The organism is Streptomyces sp. NPDC005263, assembly GCF_042872365.1.
Lineage (GTDB): Bacteria > Actinomycetota > Actinomycetes > Streptomycetales > Streptomycetaceae > Streptomyces.
Window position 1 is genome coordinate 1,089,209 of sequence record NZ_JBIAKJ010000001.1, and the last position, 25,457, is coordinate 1,114,665.

The 25,457-nt window shown below is 70.6% G+C and carries 20 protein-coding genes and 1 pseudogene; 12 read left to right on the top strand and 9 right to left on the bottom strand.

Going from position 1 to position 25,457, the window contains the following annotated elements; translation table 11 throughout:
* The first annotated feature begins 188 nt into the window (after nucleotides 1–188).
* From ACFYRY_RS04940 to ACFYRY_RS04980, 9 genes are read left to right on the top strand one after another with little or no spacing between them, the layout of a single operon-like run.
* Nucleotides 189–1,382: an ABC transporter substrate-binding protein gene (locus tag ACFYRY_RS04940; RefSeq protein WP_389140084.1), complete on the top strand. Its 1,194-nt coding sequence runs from the start codon at nucleotides 189–191 to the stop codon at nucleotides 1,380–1,382.
* A gap of 30 nt (nucleotides 1,383–1,412) precedes the next feature.
* Complete coding sequence (locus ACFYRY_RS04945; RefSeq protein WP_389140087.1) at nucleotides 1,413–3,200, top strand: ABC transporter permease; 1,788 nt, start codon at nucleotides 1,413–1,415, stop codon at nucleotides 3,198–3,200.
* Entirely contained in the window at nucleotides 3,193–4,323 is a 1,131-nt protein-coding gene (locus tag ACFYRY_RS04950; protein ID WP_389140091.1) for an ABC transporter ATP-binding protein, read from the top strand. Before ACFYRY_RS04945 ends, ACFYRY_RS04950 begins: the two co-directional genes overlap by 8 nt.
* A 56-nt stretch (nucleotides 4,324–4,379) precedes the next feature.
* The gene (locus ACFYRY_RS04955) at nucleotides 4,380–5,471 is read left to right on the top strand and encodes an isocitrate/isopropylmalate dehydrogenase family protein (protein ID WP_389140094.1); all 1,092 of its coding nucleotides are present in this window, start codon (nucleotides 4,380–4,382) and stop codon (nucleotides 5,469–5,471) included.
* A complete protein-coding gene (locus ACFYRY_RS04960; RefSeq protein ID WP_389140097.1) occupies nucleotides 5,468–6,199 on the top strand; it encodes an aspartate/glutamate racemase family protein in 732 nt (243 codons plus the stop codon). Before ACFYRY_RS04955 ends, ACFYRY_RS04960 begins: the two co-directional genes overlap by 4 nt.
* Nucleotides 6,196–7,467, top strand: a complete 1,272-nt coding sequence (otnK, locus tag ACFYRY_RS04965; protein ID WP_389140100.1) for a 3-oxo-tetronate kinase — start codon at nucleotides 6,196–6,198, stop codon at nucleotides 7,465–7,467. The genes ACFYRY_RS04960 and otnK overlap by 4 nt, the downstream gene beginning before the upstream one ends.
* Nucleotides 7,464–8,174, top strand: a complete 711-nt coding sequence (otnC, locus tag ACFYRY_RS04970; protein WP_389140102.1) for a 3-oxo-tetronate 4-phosphate decarboxylase — start codon at nucleotides 7,464–7,466, stop codon at nucleotides 8,172–8,174. Before otnK ends, otnC begins: the two co-directional genes overlap by 4 nt.
* On the top strand, nucleotides 8,164–10,902 hold the full coding sequence (gene acnA / locus ACFYRY_RS04975; RefSeq protein ID WP_389140105.1) for an aconitate hydratase AcnA: 2,739 nt from the start codon (nucleotides 8,164–8,166) through the stop codon (nucleotides 10,900–10,902). The genes otnC and acnA overlap by 11 nt, the downstream gene beginning before the upstream one ends.
* Nucleotides 10,899–12,119: an MBL fold metallo-hydrolase gene (locus tag ACFYRY_RS04980; protein ID WP_389140108.1), complete on the top strand. Its 1,221-nt coding sequence runs from the start codon at nucleotides 10,899–10,901 to the stop codon at nucleotides 12,117–12,119. The genes acnA and ACFYRY_RS04980 overlap by 4 nt, the downstream gene beginning before the upstream one ends.
* Nucleotides 12,120–12,170: 51 nt before the next feature.
* Here the strand turns inward: ACFYRY_RS04980 and ACFYRY_RS04985 are convergent, their stop codons facing one another.
* The 6 genes from ACFYRY_RS04985 to ACFYRY_RS05010 all read right to left on the bottom strand — a co-directional run bounded on the left by ACFYRY_RS04985 (nucleotide 12,171) and on the right by ACFYRY_RS05010 (nucleotide 18,063).
* On the bottom strand, nucleotides 12,171–13,190 hold the full coding sequence (locus tag ACFYRY_RS04985; protein ID WP_389140111.1) for a zinc-binding dehydrogenase: 1,020 nt from the start codon (nucleotides 13,188–13,190) through the stop codon (nucleotides 12,171–12,173).
* Between the two features lie 72 nt (nucleotides 13,191–13,262).
* Nucleotides 13,263–13,586, bottom strand: coding sequence for a putative quinol monooxygenase (locus ACFYRY_RS04990; protein ID WP_389140113.1), 324 nt, complete (start codon nucleotides 13,584–13,586; stop codon nucleotides 13,263–13,265).
* Between the two features lie 68 nt (nucleotides 13,587–13,654).
* Nucleotides 13,655–14,839, bottom strand: coding sequence for a serine hydrolase domain-containing protein (locus tag ACFYRY_RS04995; protein WP_389140115.1), 1,185 nt, complete (start codon nucleotides 14,837–14,839; stop codon nucleotides 13,655–13,657).
* Nucleotides 14,840–14,841: 2 nt separating this feature from the next.
* Nucleotides 14,842–16,368 carry a flavin-containing monooxygenase gene (locus ACFYRY_RS05000; RefSeq protein ID WP_389140118.1) on the bottom strand — a complete coding sequence of 509 codons (1,527 nt, stop codon included), beginning with the start codon at nucleotides 16,366–16,368 and terminating at the stop codon, nucleotides 14,842–14,844.
* A 56-nt stretch (nucleotides 16,369–16,424) separates the two neighbouring features.
* Nucleotides 16,425–17,468, bottom strand: coding sequence for an AraC family transcriptional regulator (locus ACFYRY_RS05005; RefSeq protein ID WP_389140120.1), 1,044 nt, complete (start codon nucleotides 17,466–17,468; stop codon nucleotides 16,425–16,427).
* Between the two features lie 118 nt (nucleotides 17,469–17,586).
* Entirely contained in the window at nucleotides 17,587–18,063 is a 477-nt protein-coding gene (locus ACFYRY_RS05010; protein ID WP_389140123.1) for a 4-oxalocrotonate tautomerase family protein, read from the bottom strand.
* Between the two features lie 384 nt (nucleotides 18,064–18,447).
* Between ACFYRY_RS05010 and ACFYRY_RS05015 the strand changes: the two genes are divergently transcribed.
* Both ACFYRY_RS05015 and ACFYRY_RS05020 read left to right on the top strand, forming a co-directional pair.
* On the top strand, nucleotides 18,448–20,841 hold the full coding sequence (locus ACFYRY_RS05015; protein ID WP_389141088.1) for an MFS transporter: 2,394 nt from the start codon (nucleotides 18,448–18,450) through the stop codon (nucleotides 20,839–20,841).
* Between the two features lie 234 nt (nucleotides 20,842–21,075).
* Nucleotides 21,076–22,047, top strand: coding sequence for an Lrp/AsnC family transcriptional regulator (locus tag ACFYRY_RS05020; protein WP_389140125.1), 972 nt, complete (start codon nucleotides 21,076–21,078; stop codon nucleotides 22,045–22,047).
* A gap of 64 nt (nucleotides 22,048–22,111) precedes the next feature.
* On the opposite strand, the gene ACFYRY_RS05025 is transcribed toward ACFYRY_RS05020, so the two are convergent.
* Nucleotides 22,112–22,963, bottom strand: a complete 852-nt coding sequence (locus tag ACFYRY_RS05025; RefSeq protein ID WP_389140127.1) for an aldo/keto reductase — start codon at nucleotides 22,961–22,963, stop codon at nucleotides 22,112–22,114.
* Nucleotides 22,964–23,034: 71 nt separating this feature from the next.
* Between ACFYRY_RS05025 and ACFYRY_RS05030 the strand changes: the two genes are divergently transcribed.
* Nucleotides 23,035–23,697, top strand: a complete 663-nt coding sequence (locus ACFYRY_RS05030; RefSeq protein WP_389140130.1) for a DNA-binding response regulator — start codon at nucleotides 23,035–23,037, stop codon at nucleotides 23,695–23,697.
* Nucleotides 23,698–23,872: 175 nt separating this feature from the next.
* Here ACFYRY_RS05030 and ACFYRY_RS05035 read toward each other — a convergent pair.
* Together ACFYRY_RS05035 and ACFYRY_RS05040 are read right to left on the bottom strand one after the other, a co-directional pair.
* Nucleotides 23,873–24,085, bottom strand: a pseudogene (locus ACFYRY_RS05035) (hypothetical protein); the annotation flags it as partial.
* Between the two features lie 46 nt (nucleotides 24,086–24,131).
* Nucleotides 24,132–25,403 (bottom strand): amidohydrolase family protein, encoded by a 1,272-nt coding sequence (locus ACFYRY_RS05040; protein WP_389140133.1) that lies wholly within the window; start codon nucleotides 25,401–25,403, stop codon nucleotides 24,132–24,134.
* Nucleotides 25,404–25,457: the final 54 nt, after the last annotated feature.

Below are 25,457 nucleotides of genomic sequence, written 5' to 3' on the forward strand. Positions count from 1 at the left end.
AGGGACATCTTACTCCCCGAGGTCATACAGAACCGTGCCGGGCCAGTTCAGCAGGCCTGCCGTCAGGCTCGACTTTCACATCCGCAGCCTTCGGGCCTTCGGAAAGGGTTGACGTCATAGGTTATAACCGTCACTGTTTGCGGCGACTCACCTGAGGCGCACGTCGGGTCTCTTCAAGGAGGAAGAGCATGACCGCAAACCCCCGCAGCACCGCGCCGGACGCCGGCCGGGCCGCCGCGACAGCACCCCGCCGCTGGTCCCGGGCCGCCCTCGCACTCGGTGCCGTGGCCTCCCTCGCTCTGGTCTCCGCCTGCGGCGCCGGAGAGGACGAGCCGGGCGCCGACAACGTCATCGAGTCCGGCAAGGCGCCCTCGTACTACCCCGCCGCGTACAAGGACGTCATCGCGGCGTCGAAGAAGGAGGGCGGCGCCCTCACCATCTACTCCAACACCGACCAGGAGAACTGGGCGCCGGTCTTCCGCGACTTCCAGAAGAAGTACCCCTGGGTCAAGAAGCTCTCCGCGAACAACCTCGACAGCGACGAGGTCTTCCAGCGGGTCCTCAGCGAGCAGGCGACCGGCGGCTCACCCGCGGACGTCCTGGTGTCCAACGCCTCGCAGGCATGGGCCGACTTCGCCGAGCGCTCCGGGACCCTGCTGCCCTACAAGTCGCCCGAGCTGGCCAAGCTTCCGGCCAACGCCGCGCTACTCCCGAACGTCTCCGCGATGTCGATGGACCCGCTGTCCATCATCTACAACTCCTCGCTGGTCAGCGGGAAGCCGACCGGGCTGAAGTCGCTGGCCGACATCGTGGCCAAGGACCCCGGCAAGTACAAGGGCAAGATCACCACCCGGGATGTGACCGGCGCGTTCGGGTTCTCGGTCTCCCACGCCTTCACCGAGGGCCGGCCCGGGGCCTGGTCGCCGCTGGAGAAGCTGCTGCCCCTCGGCAAGGCCGAGTCGTCCTCAGGGACCCAGCTGGAGAAGGTCCTCTCGGGCGAGTACCTCGCCGGCTTCTTCGTGAGCGCCGCCCCCGCCTATCCCAAGGTGGAGCAGAGCGGCGGCCTGCTGGCCCTGACGTTCCTCGACGACGGCACCGTCGTCATGCCGCGCGGCATCGGCATCGCCGCCAAGGCCCCGCACACCGCGACCGCGAAGCTGTTCAACGACTTCGTCCTCTCGGCGGAGGGGCAGCGCGCCGTCGCCGAGGGCGGCCTCACCTCGTACCGGGACGGCATCGAGGCCACCGACGGCCGCCACACCTACCAGGAACTGGTCAAGGCGGTCGGCCGGAAGAACGTCATCGACGTCAAGTACGCCAAGGTCCCGGACGCCGAGGTGAAGGCCTTCACCACACGCTGGGACGGACTCCTCGGCCGCTGATCCGCGAGACCTCCGAAAGGCGCTCAGAACATGCCTGCTACCAAGACGCCACCGTCGCCCTCGCCACCCGGCACCGACCTCCCGCCCCGGACCAGCGGCCACCCGGCCCCCCGGTACCGGCGCGTCCTCGGGCGCGGGCGCGAGGTGTGGCTGCACTACGCGGTCATCATCGTCCTCGCGCTGCTCGTGCTCGCGCCCATCGTGCCGACGCTGTACCAGTCGCTGCTCGACCGGCCGCTGTACGAAGCCGGCGGCGTGCTCAGCCTGGACAACTACGTCAAGCTGTTCACCGAGGCGGGCTTCGGCCGGGTGGCGCTCGACACGGCCTACTTCGCGGTCCTCACGACCCTCTTCACCCTGATCATCGCGATCCCGATGGCGGTGGCCGTCGTCAGGACGAAGATCCCGGGCGGACGTCTGCTGGCCGCCGCCATGCAGTGGCCGTTCTTCATCTCGTCCCTGATCCTCGGCTTCGGCTGGATCACCATGTACGGCCCGGCCGGCTTCGTCAGCGTGCAGGTCGCCGACGTGCTGGGCAGCGTCCCCTGGAACCTGTACTCCATCCCCGGAATGGCGCTCACGGAGGCCGTGGCCCTGGCGCCGATCGCGTACACGTTCTGCGCGCAGGCGCTGCGCCAGAGCGACGCCTCGCTGGAGTCGGCCGCCCAGGTCTGCGGTGCGGGGCCGCTGCGCATCCTCTTCCAGGTCATCCTGCCGATGCTGCGCCCGCCCATCGTCTACAGCTCGATCCTGGTCGTCTCGATCTCGGTGGAGACGCTGAGCGTGCCGCTGCTGTACGGCCAGCCGGCCGACATCCAGGTCTTCTCGACCTTCCTCTACCGCAACGGACTTCAGTCCATCAACCCCGACTACGGCGTGCTCGGCGCGGCTTCCGCCATCATCCTCTTCGTCACCGTCGGCCTGGTCGCGGTCCAGGCCAGACTCCTCAAGGACGCCCAGCGGTTCGTCTCGGTACGGGGCAAGGCCACCCGCCCCCGCCGCCTCGACCTGGGCCGGCTGAAGTGGATCAGCCTTCTCTCCATCGTCTGCTACGTCGTGCTGGGCGCCCTGGTGCCCATCGGAGGCCTGATCTTCCGCTCGTTCACCCTGGTCTTCACCCCGCTCCAGTCCCCGCTGAAGACCCTGACGACAGCCAACTACGAGCGCATCTTCAGCTACACCGCCTACGTCGACTCCATCGTCAACAGCCTGATCGTCGCGGGCGTCGGCGCTGTCTCGGTGAGCGTCCTCGGACTGCTGGCCGTGATGGTGGCGCGCCGCTCCACCTTCCGCTTCCGCAGAGCCACGGAGTACCTCGCCCTCGCCCCGCAGGCGATGCCCGGGATCATCGTCGGTATCGGCCTGTTCTGGGCCTTCGCCTACGCCCCGTTCGGTATCGGCTCCCTGCTCCAGGGCACCCTGTGGGCCATCATCATCGGCTTCGGACTGCGCGCCCTGCCCAGCGGGTTCGGCTCCCTGGCACCGTCGCTCCTGCAGATCGGCCAGGAACTCGACAACGCGGCCCGGGTCTCGGGCGCCGACTGGATCAAGGCCTTCACCATGATCCTGGCCAAGCTCCTCACCCCCGCCTTCGCCGGCGCGCTCGTCCTGACCTTCGTGACGATGCTCAAGGAGTACTCCCCGGCCGTCTTCCTCGGCTCGGCCGACAGCAAGATCATCGGCACCACGATGCTCGAACTCTGGGTCCAGGGAAACACCGGCTCCGTCGCCGCACTCGCCACCCTACAGATCGCCATCACCGCGGCCTTCGTCGGGCTCGCCGGACTCCTCCTGAAGGGACGCAACAACGATGCCTGACGTCAAGGTCTCGCACCTCAAGAAGCAGTTCGGCGGCAATGTCGTCCTCGACGACGTCGACTTCACCATCCGGGACGGCGAGTTCTTCACCCTCCTCGGTCCCAGCGGCTGCGGAAAGTCGACCACCCTCAACTGCGTCGCCGGGCTCGAACAGCCCACCAGCGGCTCGATCTCGGTCGGCGACACCCCCTTCGTGGACACGGAGAAGAAGCTCTTCGTGCCGCCCGAGGGCCGCAACCTGGGCATGGTCTTCCAGTCGTACGCCCTCTGGCCGCACAAGACCATCGCCGCCAACCTGGCGATGCCGCTCCAGATCCGCAAGGTCGACAAGGCCGAGCAGCGCCGGCTCATCGACGACGCACTGGACAAGGTCGGCCTGCTGCATCTGCGTGAGCGCTACCCCCACCAGCTGTCCGGCGGCCAGCAGCAACGCGTCGCCCTGGCCAGGGCGTTGGTGTACTCGCCGAGTGTCCTGCTCCTGGACGAGCCGCTGTCCAACCTGGACGCCAAACTGCGCGAGCAGGCCCGTGCCTGGCTCAAGCGGCTCCAGGAAGACCTCGGCATCACCACCGTCTACGTCACCCACGACCAGGACGAGGCCCTCGCCCTGAGTGACCGCATCGCGGTCATGTCCGGCGGCCACATGCTCCAGGTCGGCACTCCCCAGGAGATCTACGAGACCCCGGCCACCGCCGAGGTCGCCGCGTTCGTCGGCCGCTGCAACTTCCTCAAGGCCACGGTCACCGAGACCACGCGGGACGGTGCCGCCCTGAGGCTGGCGGCCAACGGCCAGGCCGTGTCCGTCGCTACGGCCCAGCGTCTGGACGCGGGCGAGAGCGTCACCGTCGCCATCCGGCCCGAGCGCCTGTCCGTCCTCGCCACCGCCGACCAGGCCGCGCCGGGCGCGAACGTCATCAGCGCCGAGGTCCTCACCACCTCGTATCTGGGCTCCCGCTTCGAGTACGACCTCAAGGTCGGCGACCTGGTCGTCCAGGTCGTCAGCGACCGCGGCGGCCTCACCGGCGCCATCGGCCTCGCCGTCGAGCCGGAAGCCTGCCTGGTCTACACCGACACGGTCGCGCTCTCGGAGGACGCCCAGGCCCTCCTGACCGTCACCGGCTGACACCCGCCCACAGCATCATCCGTCCACATCGACATCCCCATCGACAGAGGAGTCCCGTGACCACCGCCGACACCCCCCACCGCTACACCCTCGGCGTCCTGTACGGCGACGGCATCGGCCCCGAGATCGTCCCGGCCTCGGTGCTGATCGCCGACGCCGCTCTCGCGGCCGCAGGCGCCCCGCCCGTCACCTGGAAGGAACTGCCTCTGGGATTCCGGGCCATCGAGGAGTTGGGGGAGGCGACCCCCAAGGCCACCCTCGCCGCCCTCGCCGAGACCGACGGATGGCTCCTCGGCCCCCACGACAGCGCGGCCTACCCCGAACCGTTCCGCTCCGAACTCAACCCCAGCGGCACCATCCGCAAGCACTTCGACCTGTACGCCAACGTGCGCCCCGCCAAGTCGTTCGTGGGCGGCAACGCCCTCGTCCCCGGAACCGACCTGGTCATCATGCGGGAGAACACCGAGGGGTTCTACGCCGACCGCAACACCCACCGCGGCACCGGCGAGTTCATGCCCACACCCGACGTCGCCATCGCGATGGGCATCATCACCCGGACCGCGTGCGAGCGCATCGCGCGGGAGGCGTTCGAGCTGGCCTCGCGACGCCGCGGGAAGGTCACCATCGTCCACAAGGCCAACGTCCTCAAGCTGACCACCGGCTTGTTCCGGGACGTCTGCCGCGAGATCGCCCAGGGCTACCCCGGCGTCGCCGTCGACGATTTCCACATCGACGCCATGACCGTGCACCTGGTGCGGCGGGCCCACGAGTTCGACGTCGTGGTCACCGAGAACATGTTCGGCGACATCCTCTCGGACCTGGCCGGCGAACTGGCCGGATCGCTGGGTATCGCGCCCTCCCTGAACGCCTCGCAGGACCGCGCGATGGCGCAGGCCGCACACGGCTCCGCGCCCGACATCGCGGGGCGGGACCTCGCCAACCCGGTTGCGATGATCCTTTCCACCGCCATGCTGCTGGAATGGCTGGGCGCCCGGCACGAGGACGAGGCGCTGGTGCGTGCCGCGCGGATCGTCGAGGAGGGCGTGGCCGCCACCCTCGCGCAGGGCACCAGTACCAAGGACATGGGCGGTTCGGCGGGATGCCGTGAGTTCGCCGAGGCGGTCGCGACCTCGATCGGGCAGCTGTGAGCGGGCACCGGGCGGACCGGCCGCCCACGGTGGCCGTCATCAACGCCACCCCGGCGTCGGTCGAACCGGCGGGAACGGCCCTCGCCGAGGGCTACCCCGAGGCATCGGTGTGGAACCTGCTGGACGACCGTCTCATGAGCGACGCCGAAGCGTCCGGCGGACTCACTCCCGCCCTGTCCGACCGGATGCTGTCCCTGATCGCCTACGCCGTGCGCGGCGGCGCCGACGCCGTGCTGCTGTCCTGCTCCTTGTACGGGCCGGTACTGGAACAGGCCCGTCAGCTCCATGGGCTTCCCATGCTGAGCTCGGACGAGGAACTCTTCGCGGAGGTGGCCCGTCGGCGGTTCGGCAGTGTCCTGCTCCTCGGTGCGCTCGCCCCCGCGGTCCAGGACTCGGTGAACCGGCTGGAGCGGGTGCTCTCCGAGGTCGCGGACGGCAAGCGCACGGAAGTCATCGGCCGCACCGCGTCCGGCGCGGCCGGGGCCGCCGCGCGCCAGAACCTCGACGCCCTGGAGACGTCACTGACCGAGGCGGCCACCCCGTATCTGGGGGATGTCGACGCGGTGGTCCTCGGTATGTTCTCCCTCGCTCCCGCACGGGCCGGTGTGGAGAAGGCACTGGGTCTGCCGGTCCTGAGCGCTCCGCTGCTCGCCGCCCGTGCCCTGAGGGAGCAGGTCACGGCGGTGACCGCGCCGGGCCTCGGCGCCGTGCAGGAGGGCCCGCGATGACCGGCCGCCCGTGGCTCGGCTGCGTCGCCGACGACTACACCGGCGGTACGGACGTTGCCGCGGGGCTACGCCGCAGCGGTCTGTCGACGGCCCTGCTGTTCGGTGTCCCGGGCCCCTCCACGGCGATCCCGGACTGTGCGGCGCTGGTGGTGGCGTTGAAGACCCGCACGGCGCCCGCGGCCGAGGCCGTCGCACAGTCGGTGGCCTCCGTGCGGCGGTTGGCCGACGCCGGGGCGCAGCGGTTCTACGTGAAGTACTGCTCGACCTTCGACTCCACCGCCGAGGGGAACATCGGGCCCGTCGTCGACGCGGTCCTCGACGAACTCGGCGAGGACCAGACCCTCCTGTGCCCGGCGTCGCCCGAGCACGGCAGAAGCGTGTTCCACGGGCACCTCTTCGTCGGCGACCGCCTGCTGTCCGAGTCCTCGATGCGTACGCACCCGCTGACCCCGATGACCGACTCCGACCTGCGCCGGGTGCTCGCTTCGCAGACTCCGCACCCGGTCGGTCTGCTCGGCCACGACGCCCTGGCCGCCGGCCCCGACGCGGCCCGCCGGACCCTTGCGGACCTACGTGGGTCGGGCGTCCGGCACGTCGTGGCGGACGCCGTCGACGAGGCGGACCTCGAGGTGCTGGGAGCGGCCGCTCAGGGGCTGCGCGTCGTCACCGGTGGGGCCGGCCTGGCCCGCGCCCTGGCCGGGACCCGGCGTGCCGGGTCCGCCGAATCCCGACCGGCACGGTCCGTTGTCCCCACCGGCCTGCCTTCGGGTCCGTCGGTCATCGTCGCGGGCAGTTGCTCAGCTGCCACCCTCGACCAAGTGGCCCGCGCGCGAGCGGAGTTCCCGTCCTACCGGGTCACTCCTGCCACCAGCGACGATCCCGAGGAGATCTGGCGCGGGATCCGCGCATGGCTGAACGGACACGTGGGCGGTGGCCCCGCGCTGGTCTACGCGTCGGCCACCACCGAGGAACGGGCGGCGACCCAGCGGGTGTTCGGCGAGAAGACCGTTGAGATCCTCGAAGGACTGCTGGCCCGGGCGGCCGACCACGCCGTCGCGCTGGGCGCCCGCCGTGTCGTGGTCGCCGGCGGCGAGACCTCGGGGGCCGTCGTCCAGGCCCTGGGCATCACGTCGGTGGTGGTGGGTGAGGAGGCGGATCGCGGTGTGCCCTGGTGCCTGACCTCCGGCCCCGACCCGATCCGGCTCCTCCTGAAGTCGGGCAACTTCGGGGCCCCTGACCTTCTGGTGCGGGCGGTGAACACACCATGACCACCCACGAGAGCCACGCCCGGCGGCAGATCGCCGAGCTCGGCGCCTCCTTCTTCACCCGCGGACTCACCTTCGGCCGCACCGGAAACATCAGCGTCCGGGTCGGCGAACGCGTCCTGGTCACCCCCACCGGAAGCTCCCTGGGGGCGCTGGACCCGGACGCGCTGTCCGTCATCGACACCGCCGGAACGCATGTCGATGGTCCGGCACCCTCCAAGGAGGCGTTCCTGCATGCCGTGATGTATCGCGCCCGGCGGGAGGCCGGTGCCGTCGTCCACCTGCACAGCACCCACGCGGTGGCGGTCTCCTGCCTCGCGGACATCGATCCGCGCGACGCCCTGCCGCCCCTGACCGCGTACTACGCGATGCGGATCGGACGGCTCCCGCTGCTGCCGTACCACGCGCCCGGCGACAGCGCCCTGGAGAGCCTGGCGGAGTCCACCGCCGCACAGCACCACGCGATGCTGCTGGCGAACCACGGCCCAATCGTCGCCGCGACGGATCTCGCGGGCGCGGCGGACGCCGTCGAGGAACTGGAGGAAACGGCGCGGCTCTTCCTGCTGCTGCGCGGTGAGCGGACCCGTCCGCTCACCCGGGCGAGGGCGGCCGAGCTGCGACTCCGGTTCGCCCCCGACCCCCTGTCGTACCCGACTTCCCCGGGGTCACCCCCGATTCATCCGCCGTGGAGGCATTGTGATGGGCCGTAACCACCTGGCGGGCTCCGGGCTCGACGCCCTGGGCACCCGGGCGCGCCTCGACGTCGCCGGCCAGTCGCTGTCGTACCACCGCATCGACGGGCTGTCCCCCGCCGACCTCCCGGTCAGCCTGCGGATCCTGCTGGAGAACGTGGCCCGCTTCCACGACGGCACGAGCCGCGGCGACGACCAGGTGCGGGCGATCCTGTCGCGCGGAGCCACGGGAACACCGGTCGACCTGTACGCCTCACGGGTGTTCCTGCACGACACCAACGGTGTCCCCACAGTCGTCGACCTGGCCGCCATGCGGGACGCCATGGCCGCCCTGGGCGGCGACCCGGGTCTGGTCAATCCCGTCATCGCGTCCGAACTCGTCATCGATCACTCGGTCATCGCCGACGTCTTCGGACGCCCGGACGCGCTGACCCGCAACGTCGAGCTGGAGTACGCCCGCAACGGCGAGCGGTACCGCTTCCTGCGGTGGGGACAGCAGTCGCTCCAGAAGTTCGCGGTCGTTCCTCCCGGCACCGGGATCATGCACCAGGTCAACGTGGAGCACCTGGCCCGAGTGGTCATGGTCGAGGACGGCCTCGCGTTCCCGGACGTGTGTCTGGGCACCGACTCCCACACCACCATGGTCAACGGACTCGGCGTACTGGGCTGGGGCATCGGAGGCATCGAGGCGGAGGCCGCGATGCTCGGCCAGTCCATGTCGGCCCTCGTCCCGGACGTCGTCGGCGTACGCCTCACCGGCGAGCTTCCCGCCGGGGCCACAGCCACCGACCTGGTGCTCACCCTCACCGAACTCCTGCGGACCCACGGGGTCATCGGCAAGTTCGTCGAGTTCCACGGCACCGGTGTCTCGGCCCTGCCGGTCGCCGACCGGGTGACCATCGCGAACATGAGCCCCGAGTTCGGCTCGACCTGCGCGCTCTTCCCCGTCGACGGCGAAACCCTGCGCTATCTGCGGTTCACCGGGCGGTCCGAGGCTCAGGTCGCACTGGTCGAGGCGTACGCCAAGGAGCAGGGCCTGTGGCACCACCCCGCAAGCGCGCCCCGGTTCACGGAGACCGTCGACCTCGACCTGTCCACCGTCGTCCCCTCGCTGGCGGGTCCCTCCCGGCCCGAGGACCGTGTTCCGTTGGACCAGGCCAAGTCCCGCTTCCGTACAGCCGTGGAGTCCCTGCGTCAGCAGGGCGCGAGCGGCAGTAGGCGGACGCGGACCTCGAACACCGCCACCGTCGTCATCGACAAAACCACGCACGAGTTGTCCGACGGGGCGGTGGCGGTCGCGGCCATCACGTCCTGCACCAACACCTCCAACCCGGCGGTCATGGTGGCCGCGGGTCTGCTGGCCCGCAACGCCGTCAGGGCGGGACTGCGCAGCAAGCCCTGGGTCAAGACCACCCTGAGCCCCGGCTCACGGGTCGTCATGGGCTACTACCGGCGGGCCGGCCTCCTCACCGATCTGGAGGCCCTCGGCTTCCACTTGGCCGGGTTCGGGTGCATGACGTGCATCGGTGCCTCGGGCCCGCTCATCGGCGCGGTGTCCGAGGCGGTGGCCGACACGGGTCTGACCGTGACGTCCGTCCTTTCGGGAAACCGCAACTTCGAGGGCCGTATCCAGCCCGATGTCGCCATGAACTACCTCGCCTCGCCTCCCCTCGTCATCGCCTACGCCCTCGCCGGCACCATGGACATCGACCTCCGCACCGAGGCCCTCGGTCACACCCCGCAGGGTGAGCCTGTCCATCTGCACGACATCTGGCCGGATCCGGCGGAGATCGAGACCGTGATGGCCGCGAGCATCGACGCGGCCATGTTCACCGACGCCTACGCGAACGTCTTCGCCGGTGACCGACGGTGGCAGGACATCAGCGTGCCCACCTCCGAACGGTTCGCGTGGGACGCGGATTCCACGTACATCCGCCGGCCTCCCTACCTCGACGACATGACCCGGGAACCCGAGGCCGTCAAGGACATCACCGGGGCGCGGGTGCTGGTCAAACTCGGTGACCAGGTCACCACCGACCACATCTCCCCCGCCGGCGCCATCACCGCCTCCAGCGCGGCGGCCCGGTATCTCTCGCAACTCGGCGTACCTCGACCGGAGTTCAACACCTACGCATCCAGGCGGGGAAACCACCAGGTGATGATGCGGGGCGCGTTCGCCAACGTCAGGCTGCGCAACCAGGTGGCACCGGGCACGCGGGGAGGCCGGACCCGCAACTTCCTCGCCGACGGCCGCGAGGACTCGATCTACGATGCGGCGGCCGACTACCGCGCGGCCGACGTCCCCATGGTCGTCGTGGCCGGCCAGGACTACGGCGGTGGGTCCTCCCGGGACTGGGCCGCCAAGGGGCCGGCGCTGCTGGGCGTCCGCTCGGTGATCGCGCAGTCCTTCGAACGCATCCACCGGTCGAACCTCATCGCCATGGGCGTCCTGCCGCTGGAACTCATCGACGGCGGCCCCGACGACCTGGCACCCACAGGAGCCGAGACGATCACCATCCGCGGACTGGAAACCCTGAACACCGGTCAGATCCCGGCCACGGTCGGCGTCCTCTCCGACGGCCGCGAGTTCACCGCCCGAGTCCGCCTGGACACTCCCCGCGAGGCCGACTACTTCCGGCACGGAGGGGTCATGCCGTACGTCCTGCGCGGGCTGCTCGCGGGCGGGGCCGACACCGAGCAGGCCGATCCCACTCCGAAACACACGTCGACGAAGGAGGAACGATGACGCGTACCAGGCGAGAATTCGGCACGTTGGTCATGGCGGGCGTGGGGGCGACGGCGATCCCGTCCGCCCTGACCATGAGTACGGCGGCGGCCAAGGGCGCCGAGGAGGCCGGTCCGGCAACGGCCGGGGCTGCCGCGGAGGTGCCCTGGGGCGGACCGCTGGCGCCGGACAAGCCGCTGGCCAAGGCGTACGACGACGCGGCCAGGGCGCTGGCGGAGGTCGATGACAACCCGGTCATCCGCTGGCAGTACCGCGTGTGGTGCCGGACGGGTTATCGCAGCCCGGGCAGCGCGGGCACCGGGCAACCCGTCGACCAACTGGTCGACCCGGCCGTCGACTTCGTCTCCCCCAAGGGTTTCCTGTACAAGGACTACGTCCGTCCCATGCCGGCGGGCGGAGTCAGGTTCCTGGACAACGCCTGGTACTTCGGCACCGACTTCACCGGGCTCGTGATCGTCCGCACCCCGGACGGGCTGATCATGCTGGACGCGCTCACCACACCGGACGACATGCGCACCCAGTTCCTCGACCAGGCCGCCGCCGCGGGCCTCGACCCCCGGGACATCCGTTACGTCTTCCTCGGCCACGCTCATCCCGACCACGTCGGCGGCGCGAATCTGATCAGGGACGACTACGCGCCGAGAGCGAAGTTCGTCATGGGACAGCCCGACGCCGCGGCCATCAAGGCACAGCGCGCCGACCTCAAGAGGCGGAAGGACGAATACACCAAGGAGGAGTACCTGGCACGGCTCGCCAGGATCCCCAGCCGCATCGACATCGAGGTCGAGGCCTATCCGGGCCACACCGTCGGCATGAAGAGGATCCAGGTCGGCCGGCGGACCACGGCGGTCGCCATGCTCGCGCCCGGGCACACGGTCGGTCAGATGTGCGTCATCGTGCCGGTCGTCCACCAGGGGAAGACCCACAAGCTCGTGGTGTGGAGCGGTAACGACAACATCGAGGCGGCGGCCCAGTACGCGATCTCGACCGACTTCGTCCAGGGGCTCGCCGGCCAGGAGGGTGCGGACGTCTTCATCAACACGCACGCCTACCAGGGGGCCGTCTACAGCCATCTGCGCGCGCTCAAGGCCGACCCGTCAGGGCCGAACCCCTTGGTGATGGGCCCCGCCGGTGTCCAACGCCACCTGGGGATCTTCGGCAACGCTCATCGTGCGCTCGCCCAGCGCGTCCTCGACGGGACGTGGAAGGCGATGTAGCAGGAAAGGGAGAGCCCGGGGCCCGGTCCCACCGGGCCCCGAACCGGTGTCTCACTTCTCCAGGACGAAGATCGGCTTGTGGCCGGCGCGGCCTGAGGTCAGCACGTCGGGGATCTCGTCCCAGCCGTGGATCGAGCTGGTGACCAGCTCGGGGTGGAGCGTACCGGCGGCCACCGCCTCCAGGGTCGGTGTCATGTTCGGTCGCGCGTGGCCCTTGCCGTTGTGGAAGTGGACGCCACGCTGGTAGAGCGAGAGCAGCGGGAGCTGGACCTCGTCGAAGTAGATGCCGACGCTGTTGACGTATCCCTCGGGCATGACCGACAGCAGCGCCTTGCGCAGCCGCTCGGGGTTGCAGCTGGCGTCCACGGCGAGGTGGAAGTCCTTCTCGCGCCTGCCGTGGATGTCCTGGACCTCGGCGCCGAGCTGCTCGGCGACCTTCATCCTGACCGGGTCGTCGTCGTAGTACACGGTGCGGGCGCCGGCGCAGTGGACCGCGACGTCGACGCAGTACAGGCCGATGGAACCGGTTCCGCCGAAGACCGCGACCTTCGGGTCGGAGATCCCGGCGACGGTCGGCATCACCGTCTCCCAGCCGAGAGCGAGGTTGTCGCCGATCGAGGCCAGGTGCACGGGGTCGACCCCGGCGGGCAGCTTGGCGAGGTTGAAGTCCGCGTAGGGAACGCGGATGAGTTCGTCGAACGTCCCGCCCCAGGCCCCGTTCACCGGCAGGCCGTACTGGGCGTCGCCGTACAGGAGACAGCGGGCGGGGTGTCCGAGCTCGCACTGCGCGCAGGTACCGCACGCGATGTGCCAGGCGACGCCGACGACGTCACCGACCGCGACATCCGTGCAGTCGGGGCCGACCTCGACCACCGTGCCCACGCACTCGTGGCCGATCGGGAACGGGCCGAATCCGGAGAACGGCGTCTTGTCGTCGATGACATGGTGGTCGAGATCGCACGTCGTCGCCGCGAGCGGACGCACCAGCGCGTCCGTGCCCTCGACGAGGGTGGGGGCGTCGACCTCGTCGAAGCGCAGGTGCCCGGGGGCGACGAACATCAGGCTCTTCATGGGAAAGCTCCTCGGTTGCGTGGGGGATTCCGGGCCGGACGGTGTGTCCGTCGGCCCGGTGCCCGCGTGCGGTCAGATGGCGCCGGACTCCGGGGCGCCGGCGGGGATCGCCTCCAGGGCGAGCGCGTCCGGCGGGCCGACCAGTGCCTGCGCCAGGGCGACGCCGACCTCCCGCATCGCGGCGCCCTTCATGTGCGCGCCCAGTGCCTCCTGCGAGGCCCACTTCTCGATCATGACGAACTCACCGGTGGTGCCCGCCTTGCGGTGCAGCGCGTACAGCAGGCACCCGGGTTCGGCGTGCACCGCGGGTATCGCCGCCTTGAACGTCTTCTCGACCAGCTCTTCCTGGCCCGGCTTCGCGACGATGGTCGCCACCAGGACTACCGGCTCGGACATGAGTACACCTCTCGCTATCTCTCGCTATAACAGTCGTCATAATTTTGGCAGATGGTGCGGGCCGCCGGTCACAGCGGCTGGCTGGACCTTGGTTCTTCGCGCGGATTCCGAGCACCTCGATCCAGGCCCGCGAAAGCGGCCTTGACGTACTGGGCCGTGCGGTCGCTGCCGAGGATCCCGGTGCCCATGTTGTTCATGGCGTACGAGATCGCGGCCCGGCGTTCGAGGTCGATCACGACCACCGACCCGCCCCATCCGGTCCAGAAACAGATCCGTCCTGGTGGGAGATACGGCACCGCCGGGGACGGCAGTCCGAACCCGATACCGAAGCGCAGGTGCGCCCCGAGCACCAGGTCCGGCCCGTCGGTCTGCTCATGGAAGATCAGGTCGATGGTCGACGGCGACAGCAGGCGTACGCCGTCGAGCGTGCCGCCGCAGGCGATGACGGAGTGGATCCTGGCCAGTGACCGGGCGTTCCCGTGGCCGCCCGCCGCGCCGATCTCGGCACGACGCCACTCGGGGCGCCACGATTCGTCGGCACCGCCGAGGGGACCGGTGAAGGTCTTCATCGCCACCCCGTCCGGATCGGCGCCGGCGAGATCGCTCGACCGGTACGGCGGCGGTACGACATCGGCGACCCTGGCGAACTCGGAGTCCGGCAGGCCGATGTGGAAGTCGGCGCCGAGTGGACCGGCGATCTCCTCGGCGACGAACCGGCCCAGGGTGCGACCGTCGATCCGCCGGACCAACTCGCCTATCAGATGTCCGTAGTTGAGCAGGTGGTAGCCGGACGCGGTGCCTGGCGGCCACCACGGCGCCTGCGCGGCCAGGCGGGCCGTCGACGCCGGTACGTCAAGGACGTCCGCGACGGTCACCGGTCGGTCCCACCCCGAGACGCCGGAGGTGTGCGACAGCAGGTGCCGGACCAGCACTCCGTCTTTGTCGCGCGCGGCGAACTGGGGCCAGTACCGGGCCACCGGGGCGTCGACGTCGAGCAGTCCCCGCTCCACCAGCAGCAGCGCCGCCAGTGAGGTGACCGTCTTCGTGCAGGACCACACGTTGGTGATCGTGTCGCGCCGCCACGGTGCCGTACGGCCCTGGTCGGCCCATCCGCCCCACAGGTCGACCACCGGCTCCCCGTCGACCAGGACCGCGATCGAGGCGCCGAGTTCGTCGCCCGTGTCGAGGTTCCCGGACAGCCGCGCGGCCACCTCCGCGAAGCGCTCGTCGCACACTCCGTGCAGGTCCGCCACGGTCAGCCTCCGATCCGGACGGTGTCGTCGCCGGCCGGCCGCACCGACGCGCGCGGAACGCCGCGCAGTTCGCGACGAAGGCTGGCGCGGGCGATGTCGGCGGAGTCCAGCAGATAGGTCTGGCGCATCCGCCAGGGCGCGCGGTGGCCCTGCCGGGGAAAGTCCTGGACGCCCCGCTGGACGTAACCGGAGGCGAGCTCGATCATGGGCCGTTCCCGGACGCCGGGCTCCGCGGGCGGGGTGACCGCCGCGAGGTCCGCGCGGCGCATGTGGTTGAGGACCCGGCACACCAGCCGCGCGGTGAGATCCGCCCGCATCGTCCAGGACAGGTTGACGTAGCCGAAGCAGAGCGCGAAGTTCGGCACATCGCTGAGCATGGCGCCCCGCCACAGCAGGTGGCACGCGGGCTCGACCGGTTCGCCGTCGACGCTCACCGTGATGTGACCGAACGCCAGCATGCGCAGCCCCGTCGCGGTCACCACGATGTCGGCCGGCAGCACCGTGCCCGACCGCAGCCGCACGCCCTCGGCGACGAAGCGGTCGATGTGGTCGGTGACCACGTCGACCTCCTCGCGCTTGATCGCCTTGAACAGGTCCGCGTCGGCCGTGATGCACACCCTCTGGTCCCACGGCGCGTACGACGGGGTGAAGTGCTCGCGTACCGCCTCCTCCCCGATCCGCCGCACGGCGACCCTGGTCAGCAGCGCCCGCGCGCGGTCCGGGAAGCGTCGGCAGTAGTGGTAGAAGGCGTTGGAGTAGGCGGCGTTGCGTGCCCTGACGATCCGGTGCGCCAGCCCGGCAGGCAGTCGCCGCCGTACCTTGGCGGCGAACCGGTCCTTGCGCGGCAGCGCGGTGATCCAGGTCGGCGTGCGCTGCAGCATGGTCACTTTCGCCGCGTCGCGGGCCATCGCGGGGGCCACGGTGATCGCGGTCGCGCCACTGCCGATCACGACGACACGCTTGCCGGTGTGGTCGAGTCCGTCGGGCCAGAACTGCGGATGTGCCACCGTCCCGGCGAAGGACTCGATCCCCGGGAACTGCGGGTCGTGCCCGCGCTCGTAGTCGTAGTAGCCGGTGCACATATACAGGAACGTGCAGGTCACGGTGGACCGTCGTGGCCCGTCCTCGCCGGCGCTCCGCTCGACGGTCACCGTCCAACGGGCTTGCTCACTCGTCCAGTTGGCCGCGATCACCTTCGTGGAGCAGTGGATGTGGCGGTCGATGCCGAAGCGGTCCACGGTGCGTCGCAGGTAGTCGAGGATCTCGTCCCCGTCGGCCATGGAGTTCTCGCCGGTCCATGGCTGGAAGGGAAAACTGAGCGTGTAGATGTCGGAGTCGGCACGCACCCCCGGATACCGGAAGAGATCCCACGTCCCGCCCAGGGACTCCCGCGCCTCCAGTACGGCGTACGACCGGTCGGGGCACTGCGACCGCACCCGGTATGCGGCGTCGATACCGGATATGCCCGCGCCGACGATCAGGACATCGACATGCGCGGGCAGCGAGGCAGAGTGCGGGGAACCGGTCATGGCAGTCGATTATTGAAGCGCCCGGGCGGCTCCGCTTGACCCTGGACGACAAATATTTAACCCTGCGCGACACCCGGCGATGGGCGCCTGTCCTTGGCCTCACGACGGACCTGCGACGGCGTTTTACCGAACCACCGGCGCGCCGCACGCGTGAGTGCCGCCTGTCCGGCCAGCTCGACCAGTGACGCCACCTGCGAGAACGGCATGTCGGTCCCCGTCAGGAGCCGGTGCGCGGCGTTCTTGCGTACGTCGTCGAGTATCGCCTGGAACGAGGTGCCCTCCTGCGCCAGCCGCCGCTGCAAGGTGCGCGGATGCAGGTGGAGCCACTCCGCGATCAGATCGATCCGCGCCGGGAATGTGCCCAGCGCGCGGCTGACCGCCGACCTCACCGTGGGCGCGAGTCCCTCGCGGGGATCGGTGTAGTGCGCCTCCAGGTACTCCACGACCATGCGCCGTAGTTCGGGGTTGACCGGGGTCGACATCGGCTGGGCGAAGAGCTTCGTGGGCACCCGCAGCAGGGCCCGGCCGGTGTCGAAGTGGACCGGGGCGCCGAAGAACTTGGTGTACACGGACTCGTCCGTGAGCGGCGGATGGGGCAGGTAGACCCCGAGCAGCTCGTATCCGCCGCTCATGGTGATGAGATTGCGGTGCAGCAGCCCGAGGCCCGCGTCGATCGTCTGCGGCTCGTACGGGATGTCGGGATGCAGCATCCGGTACTCGACGGCTCCCACACCCGCATAGCGCTCGGGATCATCCGCACGTGACATGTGAATGCCCTGGTTGTGCACGAAGAGGAACCGTGACGCGCAGTCCAGGCCCTCCCCGACGGTGTCGCAGTTCCCGACCGCCAGGGCCAGCGGGCCGAGCATCGACATGTCCTGGTACGCCGCCAGACGCAGGCCGAGATCCGGACAGTCCAGTTCCTTCGTGGCGCGGCGCAGGATCCGTCCGGCCGTCACCGTCGGCAACAGTCCATGGTCGGAGTCCAGGTCACCGGGCGACACACCGAACTCGGCCAGCAGGCCCGCGCCGTCGCCGCCGAGCTGGTCGATGAGGCGGTCGATGCCCCGGATCGCAGCGGCCCGGATCTCCATCTGCATAGGTCAACGCTTTCAGTGAGGGGCGGGAGTTGGTGGCACGGGTGCCGCTGTGGGTCGAGAACTCACCCTGCCGACACGGGCCACGATCGAACTGGGTCCCCGCCCGGCGTTTCACGCTTCAGACGCCCAGCGCGGCGCGCACCGCCTTGACCCGCTCCTCGGTGAACACCCCGCTTTCCAGCAGCGGCAGGACCGACAGCACACCCCCGGACGAGCCCCAGCTGCCCTCGTCGATCACCCGGAAGTTGACCCACCAGGCCGGCGCCGGCTTCTCCAGCCCGCAGGCCGCCGCCAGAGCGGCCAGGACGCGCTCGATGACCTCGGCGCGCACCTCACGCTGCCAGGAGGCGTCCATGACCGCGATGTCGATCACCATCACATCGACCTCCGGTTCGACATCCGCCAGCAGCCGGCCACCGATGGCCATCATGTCCCGCTCACGCTCCACGAAGTGCACCTGGAACCCGACCCGGGCGGCCGGGGCGTGCTGCCCCACCTCGGGCACCAGAACCGCGTCCGTCAGAGTCCCGGCCAGCTCACGGCGCTGTTCCAGGCTCAGGCGACCCGTCGGGGTGTTCACGGTGATGATGGTCATGACATCCTCCTATGACAGTCGTTATAGGCGGCAGGTTACCTGCCCCTATAACGACTGTCCTACCCCGGCGGCCCCTCCGGGACGGTCCAGGACGAGCCAGGGTGGGATCGCCGCCGTCCGGCCGCCGTGGGCGGCTCGGCCCGCATATCGGGCGCAGGTCGCCGCCGGTGCGGCCTTGGACACCCGGTCGGCGGATGTCGGAGAACCGTCGAATGAGACGGCTGGATGTCGATTTCCCGGGCTCTGCGGGGTGTGGCTGGGCTTCTGGGCCCATTGGCCGGAAAGTGATCCCGGCGCGACCGATTGCGCGTCGATATGGAGGATTTTGTGAACGTCGCAACAACGGCGACCGGGTCACGGCAGAGTCCGAGGGCCACGCTCGTCATGGCCTGCGTCGGGGTGTTCGTCGCGTATCTGCCGGTCACCAGTGTCTCGGTGAGCCTTCCTGCCATTCAACGGGCCCTGCACACGTCGACGTCGCAACTGTCGTGGATCTCCGACGCGTTCGTCCTGCCCATGGCGGCCCTCATCCTGACCGCCGGTGTCTTCGGTGACGTGCACGGCCGCAAGAAGGTCTTCCAGGCGGGCTTGTTCTTCGCCGCCGTCGGAGCGACCGTCGCGCTCAGCGCGCAGTCGGTCCAGATGCTGTGGGTCGGGCAGGCGCTGGCCGGGCTGGGCGCGGCCGCGCTGCTGCCCACCACGTTGGCACTGATCAGCCACGCCGTGCCCGACCCGCACGAGCGGGCCAAGTTCGTCGGGTTGTGGGCCGCCGCCCTGATGACGGCGCTGGCCGCCGGCCCGCTGATCGCGGGCGTGATCCTCGATCATGCGGCCTGGCGCTGGATCTATCTGCCGTCGATACCGGTGGCCGTCCTCACCATGGCCGTCGCGGCGCCGCTGGTGGCCGACTCCAGGGCACCCGGCTCGCGTCGGCTGGACTGGCCCGGCCAGATCACCGCCGCACTGGCGATCACCTCGCTCGTCTACGGCGTGATCGAGGGCGGCGCCGACTCCTTCTCCGAGCCCCGGGTGATCGTCGCTCTGGTGCTCGCCGGCGTCAGCGCCCTCGCGTTCGTCCGGGCCGAGCGGCGCAGCGCGAGCCCGATGCTGGACCTGGCGCTCTTCCGCAGTGCCGCGTTCAGCGCCACCACACTGATCGCGATGATCAGCTTCCTGGGGCTGATCGGTTTCTTCTTCGTCCTCAGTCTCTACTTCGGCCTCGTGCAGCGGCTCGGCACCCTGGACGCGGGCTATCGGCTGCTGGCGGTGACGGCGGTGTGTCTGATCGTCGGGGTCGCCGTCGGGCCGTTGATGCGTCGTGTCTCGGCGCGGCTGCTGATCACCACCGGTCTGCTGATCACCACGGGAGCGCTGGTGTCGCTGACCGCGCTGGACGCGCACACGTCGTTCGGTGCGCTGGCCTGGCGGCTGGCCCTGTTGGGCCTCGGTCTGGGCCTGGTCGTCACACCCATGACTGCCACCGCGGTGGCGTCCGTGCCGCATCACCTGGCCGGTATGGCGGCAGCGGGCAACAACGCCTTCCGGCAGGTCGGCGGTGCGCTCGGCCCGGCCGTACTGGGTGTGCTGCTGACCACCAGGACCACCGACACGCTGCCCGGCCACCTCGCCGACGCGGGTGTGGACGGCGCGACGGCGCAGCGGATCACCGCGGCCGTGGACGCCGGCGGGCTGGGCGTGGTGGCCCGGATGGACCTGGGAGCGGACACCGGGCGCGCCCTGGGCGCCCTCTCGGAGGCCTTCATCGACGGCCTGCGCCTGTGCCTGATCGTGGCCGCCTCCCTCGCGCTGCTCGCCGCGCTCGTCGGGGCGGTGCTGCTGCGCACTCCCCGAGCCGCGACCCGGACGACGTCCGAGACGGCAGAGCCTTCCCCCCGTCGAGAGCCGCTGCCGGCCGGGATCGGTGGGCAGGACGCGCTGCGAGCCGCGTCCCCGCGGACGCCCGGGCACGGCTCCGCGAGTGGTGCGGTCGACGCGCCGGTGCCGGCGGGCTCGGGGGCGGTTCTCACCGGCCGGGTCAGTGCCGCCGACGGTGACAGCCTGGAGGGTGCCACGCTGACCCTCATCTCACCGGCCGGGCAGCAGGTCGGCCGGGCGGTCGCCCGCGACGCCGGCCGCTACCAGTTGGCCGCTCCAGCAGCGGGACCGTACGTGCTGATCGCCGCGGCCGACGGCCACCAGCCCCAGGCGACCACCCTCGTGCTCGGCGGGGAACCGCTGTCCCATGACGTGGCGTTGGCCGGAGTCAGCAAACTCGCCGGCACCGTCGTGTCGGCCGGTGACGGGAGGCCGGTGCGGGACGCCACGGTCATGGTCACGGACTCCCGCGGCGACGTTCTGGGCAGCGTCCTGACCGACGCCTCCGGCGGGTTCGACTTCGGTGAGCTGCCGGCCGCCGACCTCACCGTCACGGTGGCCGCCGAGGGCTTCCGGCCTGCCGCGCTCCCGGTCCAGGTGTCCGGGGCAGGAACCACCGAGGTGGAAGTGCCCCTGCGACCCGGCGCCCGGCTACGGGGTGTCGTGCGAGCGGGCGCCGGCCACCAGGCCCTGGCCGACGCGCGGGTGACGCTGGTGGACGCGGCCGGCAACGTGGTGGGCACCACGACCACGGGCCACGACGGCGCCTATGCCTTCACCGACCTGGACGCCGGAAGCTACTCGGTGATCGCCGCCGGGTATCCGCCCGTGGCCGACGCGATCACCGTGGACGGCCACGCTCCGGGCGACGTCCACCTGGAGCTGGCTCACCCGGGCAGCTGATCGCCATCCGGCCGATCGCGCGGACACGTACCGGGTCCGGTCCCCCCGGGGCACGGATGGCGGATCCGGTGCGGGGCGCCATCCGTGGGGACGGGAGCGCGCCCGCTGAGGCCCGGGCCCTTCAGGGCCCGGGCCTCACCCCACTGGCCGGGACCGCCTCCGACGACAGGGAACCGTCCGTCTCCCGTTGTCGGATCATGTCAGTGACACCCGCCTCGAACGCAGGAGACAACCGTGCACTCCCAGGTGCCCGACGCACTCGACCTGAAGCTGCTGCAGGCGTTGCAACTGGACGGCCGGGCGCCCTTCAACCGGATCGCGGACGTCCTGGGCGTGTCCGACCAGACCGTCGCCCGCCGCTTCCGCCGACTGCGCACGGCGGTGCGGTTGCGGGTGCTCGGCATCACCGACGAAAGCCGGCTGGGCCGCAGCACCTGGCTCCTGCGCCTGCGCTGTACGCCCGACGCCGCCGAACAACTGGCGGGCGCGCTCGCCCGGCGTCCGGACACCGCCCACGTCAGCGTGATCTCCGGCGGTACCGAAGTGATGTGCGCGATGAAGCCCCGCACCCGGCAGACCAAGGGACTCCTCCTCGACCGCCTCCAGCGCACCCCCCGTGTCACCTCGGTCAGCGCCCACTGCCTGCTGCACCACTTCTACGGAGGACCGGCCGGCTGGCTCAGCAAGATCAACGCCCTCAGTCCCGAGGAGCAGACCGCCCTCAGCCCCCCGGCCGTCGAGCCGGCCGGTGCTCCCGTCGCCCTGGACGACGCCGACGAAGCGCTGCTCGACGTCCTCAGCCGTGACGGACGCGCCCCGCTCACCGAACTGCAGGCGAGCACGAACCTGCCGGAGTCGGCGGTCAGACGACGCCTGGACCGCCTGCGTTCCACCGGAGTCCTCTACCTGGACGTGCAGTTCAACCACGAGCGCCTGGGGCACGGCGTCGTCGCCATGCTCTGGCTCACCGTCGCCCCGGCTTCCCTGGCCGACGTCGGACACACCCTGGCCACCCATCCCGAGGTGCGCTTCGCCGCGGCCACCACCGGCCAGGCCAACATCGTCGCCGCCACCCTCCACCCCAGCACCGGCGACGTGTACACCTACCTCAGCGACAAGATCGGAGCCCTGGACGGAGTTCGTTCCATCGAGACCGCCCTCACCCTGCGAGAAGTCAAACAACTCACCTACGAACCTGCCCGCTGAAGAGGACGGGCGGGAGCGGCCGCTCGAGCGGATGGTGGGCGGGACGGCCGACGGCGAAGGTATGTCACGCGAGGTCGGCGAGGTCCTCCTCGGTGAGGACGATGTCGGCGGCGGCCACGTTGTCCTCCAGGTGGGCGAGGGAGCCCGTGCCGGGAATGGCCAGGACCACCGGGGAGGCGGCGAGCAGCCAGGCCAGGCCGACCTGGCGCACGGTGGCACCGTGCCGGGCGGCCACCTTGGCCAGGCGCTCGCCGCCGAACTCCTCACCACCGCCGGTCGGCCAGAAGGGCACGAACGCGATGCCGGCCTCCTCGCAGGCCGCCAGCAGCTCCACGTCACCGCGCTTGGCGGCGCTGTACGCGTTCTGCACCGCCGCCACCGGCGCGATCGCACGGGCTTCGGCGAGGTGGTCGACATCGACGTTGCTCACGCCGAGGTGACGGATCAGGCCCTCCTCGCGCAGCGCCGCGAGCGCCTCGAAGCGGTCCGCGAGGGACTCCCCCCGCGGCACCCCTCCCCTGGCGCCGACGCGCAGGTAGACCAGGTCGAGGCGGTCCACGCCCAGGCCATCCAGGTTGGCCTCGACGAAGCCGCGCATGTCGGCCGCGGTGCCGTGGGAGAAGCCGTCGAGGCTGACGTGGGGACCCACTTTGGTGGCGATGACCAGTCCGTCGGGGTACGGGTGGAGCGCCTCGCGGATCAGGGTGTTCGCCCGCACCGCACCGTCGCCGCTGAAGTAGTAGTCGGCCGTGTCGAGGTGGTTGACGCCGAGTTCCACGGCACGGCGCAGCACGGCACGGCCGCCTTCGGGGTCGCGAGCGGGACCGCGCATGCCTTGTCGGGACGGCAGGCGCATGGCGCCGAAGCCGAGGCGATTGACGGGCAGGTCGCCGCCGAGGCGGAAGTCTTTGCTCATGACAGCAGCCTGCACGCTTGCCCACCTGGCGACGAGCGCCTGACAGTTTGCTGCCACGGCACAATGGACGCATGCCACAGACCATGGTCCTCCACGGTGATCTCGAGCTCCGGGCACGGGTCAGGCCCCTGGTGGAGCCGGACGACGCGGAGTGGGTCAACGTCGCACGCGATCTGGACACCTGGCCCGGTGCCCGCGAGGCCGCCCGCCTGCGGATGCGCGGTGAGGGGGCACACCACGCCCGCAAGCTGTACAGCCTCACGGTGCTCGCCGACGAACGCGACCGGGAGGCCCTGCGCGAGATGGTCGCCCATGGCATCCAGGTGCGCGTCGCCGCCGCGCCCTTCCTCCAGGGAACCGCCTTCATCGACCGGCGCACCATGATCCTCACCGGCCCCGCCTCACCCGCGTCCGGTCACCGCGACCGTACCTACACCATGAGCACGGAACCCGCTCTCGTCAGCGGCGCGTACGCACTGTTCGAGGCCGCCTGGGAGACGGCCACCGACCTGGCGGCCTTCCTCGCCCCCGGCCGGCCCCACATCGACGCGCAGGCCCGCGCGGTGCTGCGCACCCTTGGCTCCGGCATGACCGACATGGCGGCCGCGCGGGAGCTGGGCATGTCGCTGCGCACCTACCGCCGCAGGGTCGCCGAACTCCTCGTCGTCCTGGGCGCGGACTCACGCTTCCAGGCCGGGCTGCGCGCGGGCGAACTGGGCCTGACCCGCGGCTGATCGACCGCGGGCGGCCGTGGAGCAAAGCGCCGGTGAGCACGTCATCGGCACTCGGGGCTGTGTGATTGCCGTCAACGGCACAGAGGTGTGCGAACTCTGTCCGGACCTGTCCGACCGGCAGCGGGGGCTGCGAACGTGCCGCTGCCGCGCTCGGTAAGCGGCTGTGGTCACGTCCTCAGAGGTGATCCCTGGTCGGCGACAAGGCCCGCCGGCCGGTCGCGTGCCAGAACGCGTTGGCGACGGCCGCGGCGGAGCCAATGTTGCCGATCTCACCAATGCCCTTGACGCCCACCGGGTCGTCGGGGTCCGGGTCGTCCACCCAGTACGCCTCGACGGCGGGTATGTGCGCGTGCGCGGCGATGTGGTAACCCGCCAGGTCGGCGCCGACACGAGAGTCCGGTCGACAAGCCCGTCGTGGTGGACGGAGGGGAGGGTCAGAGCCCGGCGATCGTGGCAGAGGTGGCGCGCAGTGCTTCGGCGGCCTGACCGAGGTCGGCGTGGACGAGCCGGCCGGCGGCCTTCACGATCTGTCCGGCCACCAGGACCGTGTCGACGTTGTGCGGCTGCGCCGCCGTGACCACCGCCGCGATCGGGTCACGCTCGGCGGTGAGCATGTTGATGTCGTCCAGGCGCAGCAGGATGACGTCGGCCTGCTTGCCGGGGCGCAGCGAGCCGGTACGGTCGGCGAGGCCCAGCGCGGCGGCACCGTCCAGCGTGGCCATCCGCAGGATGTCCGCGGCGGTCAGCGGTGAGTCGTCGGCGATCTGACTGCCCAGCAGTGCCGCGCGCATCACGGAGAACATGTCGCCGGGTGCCGCGGACACCGCGTCTACTCCGAGGCCGGTGGTGACGCCGGCGCGCCGCAGGCGACCCGCCACGGGCGCCTTGTTGCCGAGCATGGCCTCCGCGCCGGGCGTGGTCGCGGCGGTGGCGCCCGAATCGGCGATCAGCTTCAACTCGTCGTCGCCGATCGTGTTGCCGTGGATGTAGAGGGTCCTCTCGCGCAGCAGTCCGGCGTCGCGCAGGGCGAAGACCGGCTGTGCGCTGACAGGGGTGGCGGCGACGTGAAACGTCACAAGCAGGTGCAGGTCGTCCGCCATGCGCCATTCCTCCGCCACCGTCCCGATCGGGGCGAAGGAGGGGCCGAGCGGGGCGTACGCCATGGTGACGAGCGCGTTGTCGTCCGCCAGGCGCTCGGTGCGCACCCGGTGCACGTCCGCCAGGTTCCCGTCCGTGGCGGTGATGGGGGTGCCGTAGCCGAAAACGGCACGCAGCCCCGCCGCATGCAGGGCGTCGATGGCGGCGTCCGCGTGCTCGGGCGAGTAGGCGATGTGCGAGTAGTCCAGCTGGGTGGTGATGCCGGAGTCCAGGCACTCCAGCGCACCGGCCAGGGTGGCGATGTACACGTCCTGAGGTCTGAACTTCGGGCCGCTCTGCCCCAGGAGGCGGAAATAGCCGCCGAGGTCGGTGCCCACGGCCGCGCCGCGCAGCGCCGACTGCCACACGTGCCGGTGAGCGTCCACGAACCCCGGGAGCACGATGCGGTCGGTGGCGTCGAGGACGGTGGCGCCGTCCGACGGCAGGCCGGGGCCTACGGCGGCGATCTTGCCGCCCTCGATCAGGACGTCGGTGCGGGGAAGGACGACCGGGTCGGGCTCGGTGTCGATGACGTGGCCGTTGCGGATCAGGATGCGAGTGTCGGACATGACGCCGCCTACCTCTCTGAGGGAAAGCTCAATATGAAGACGGACAACTCCCCG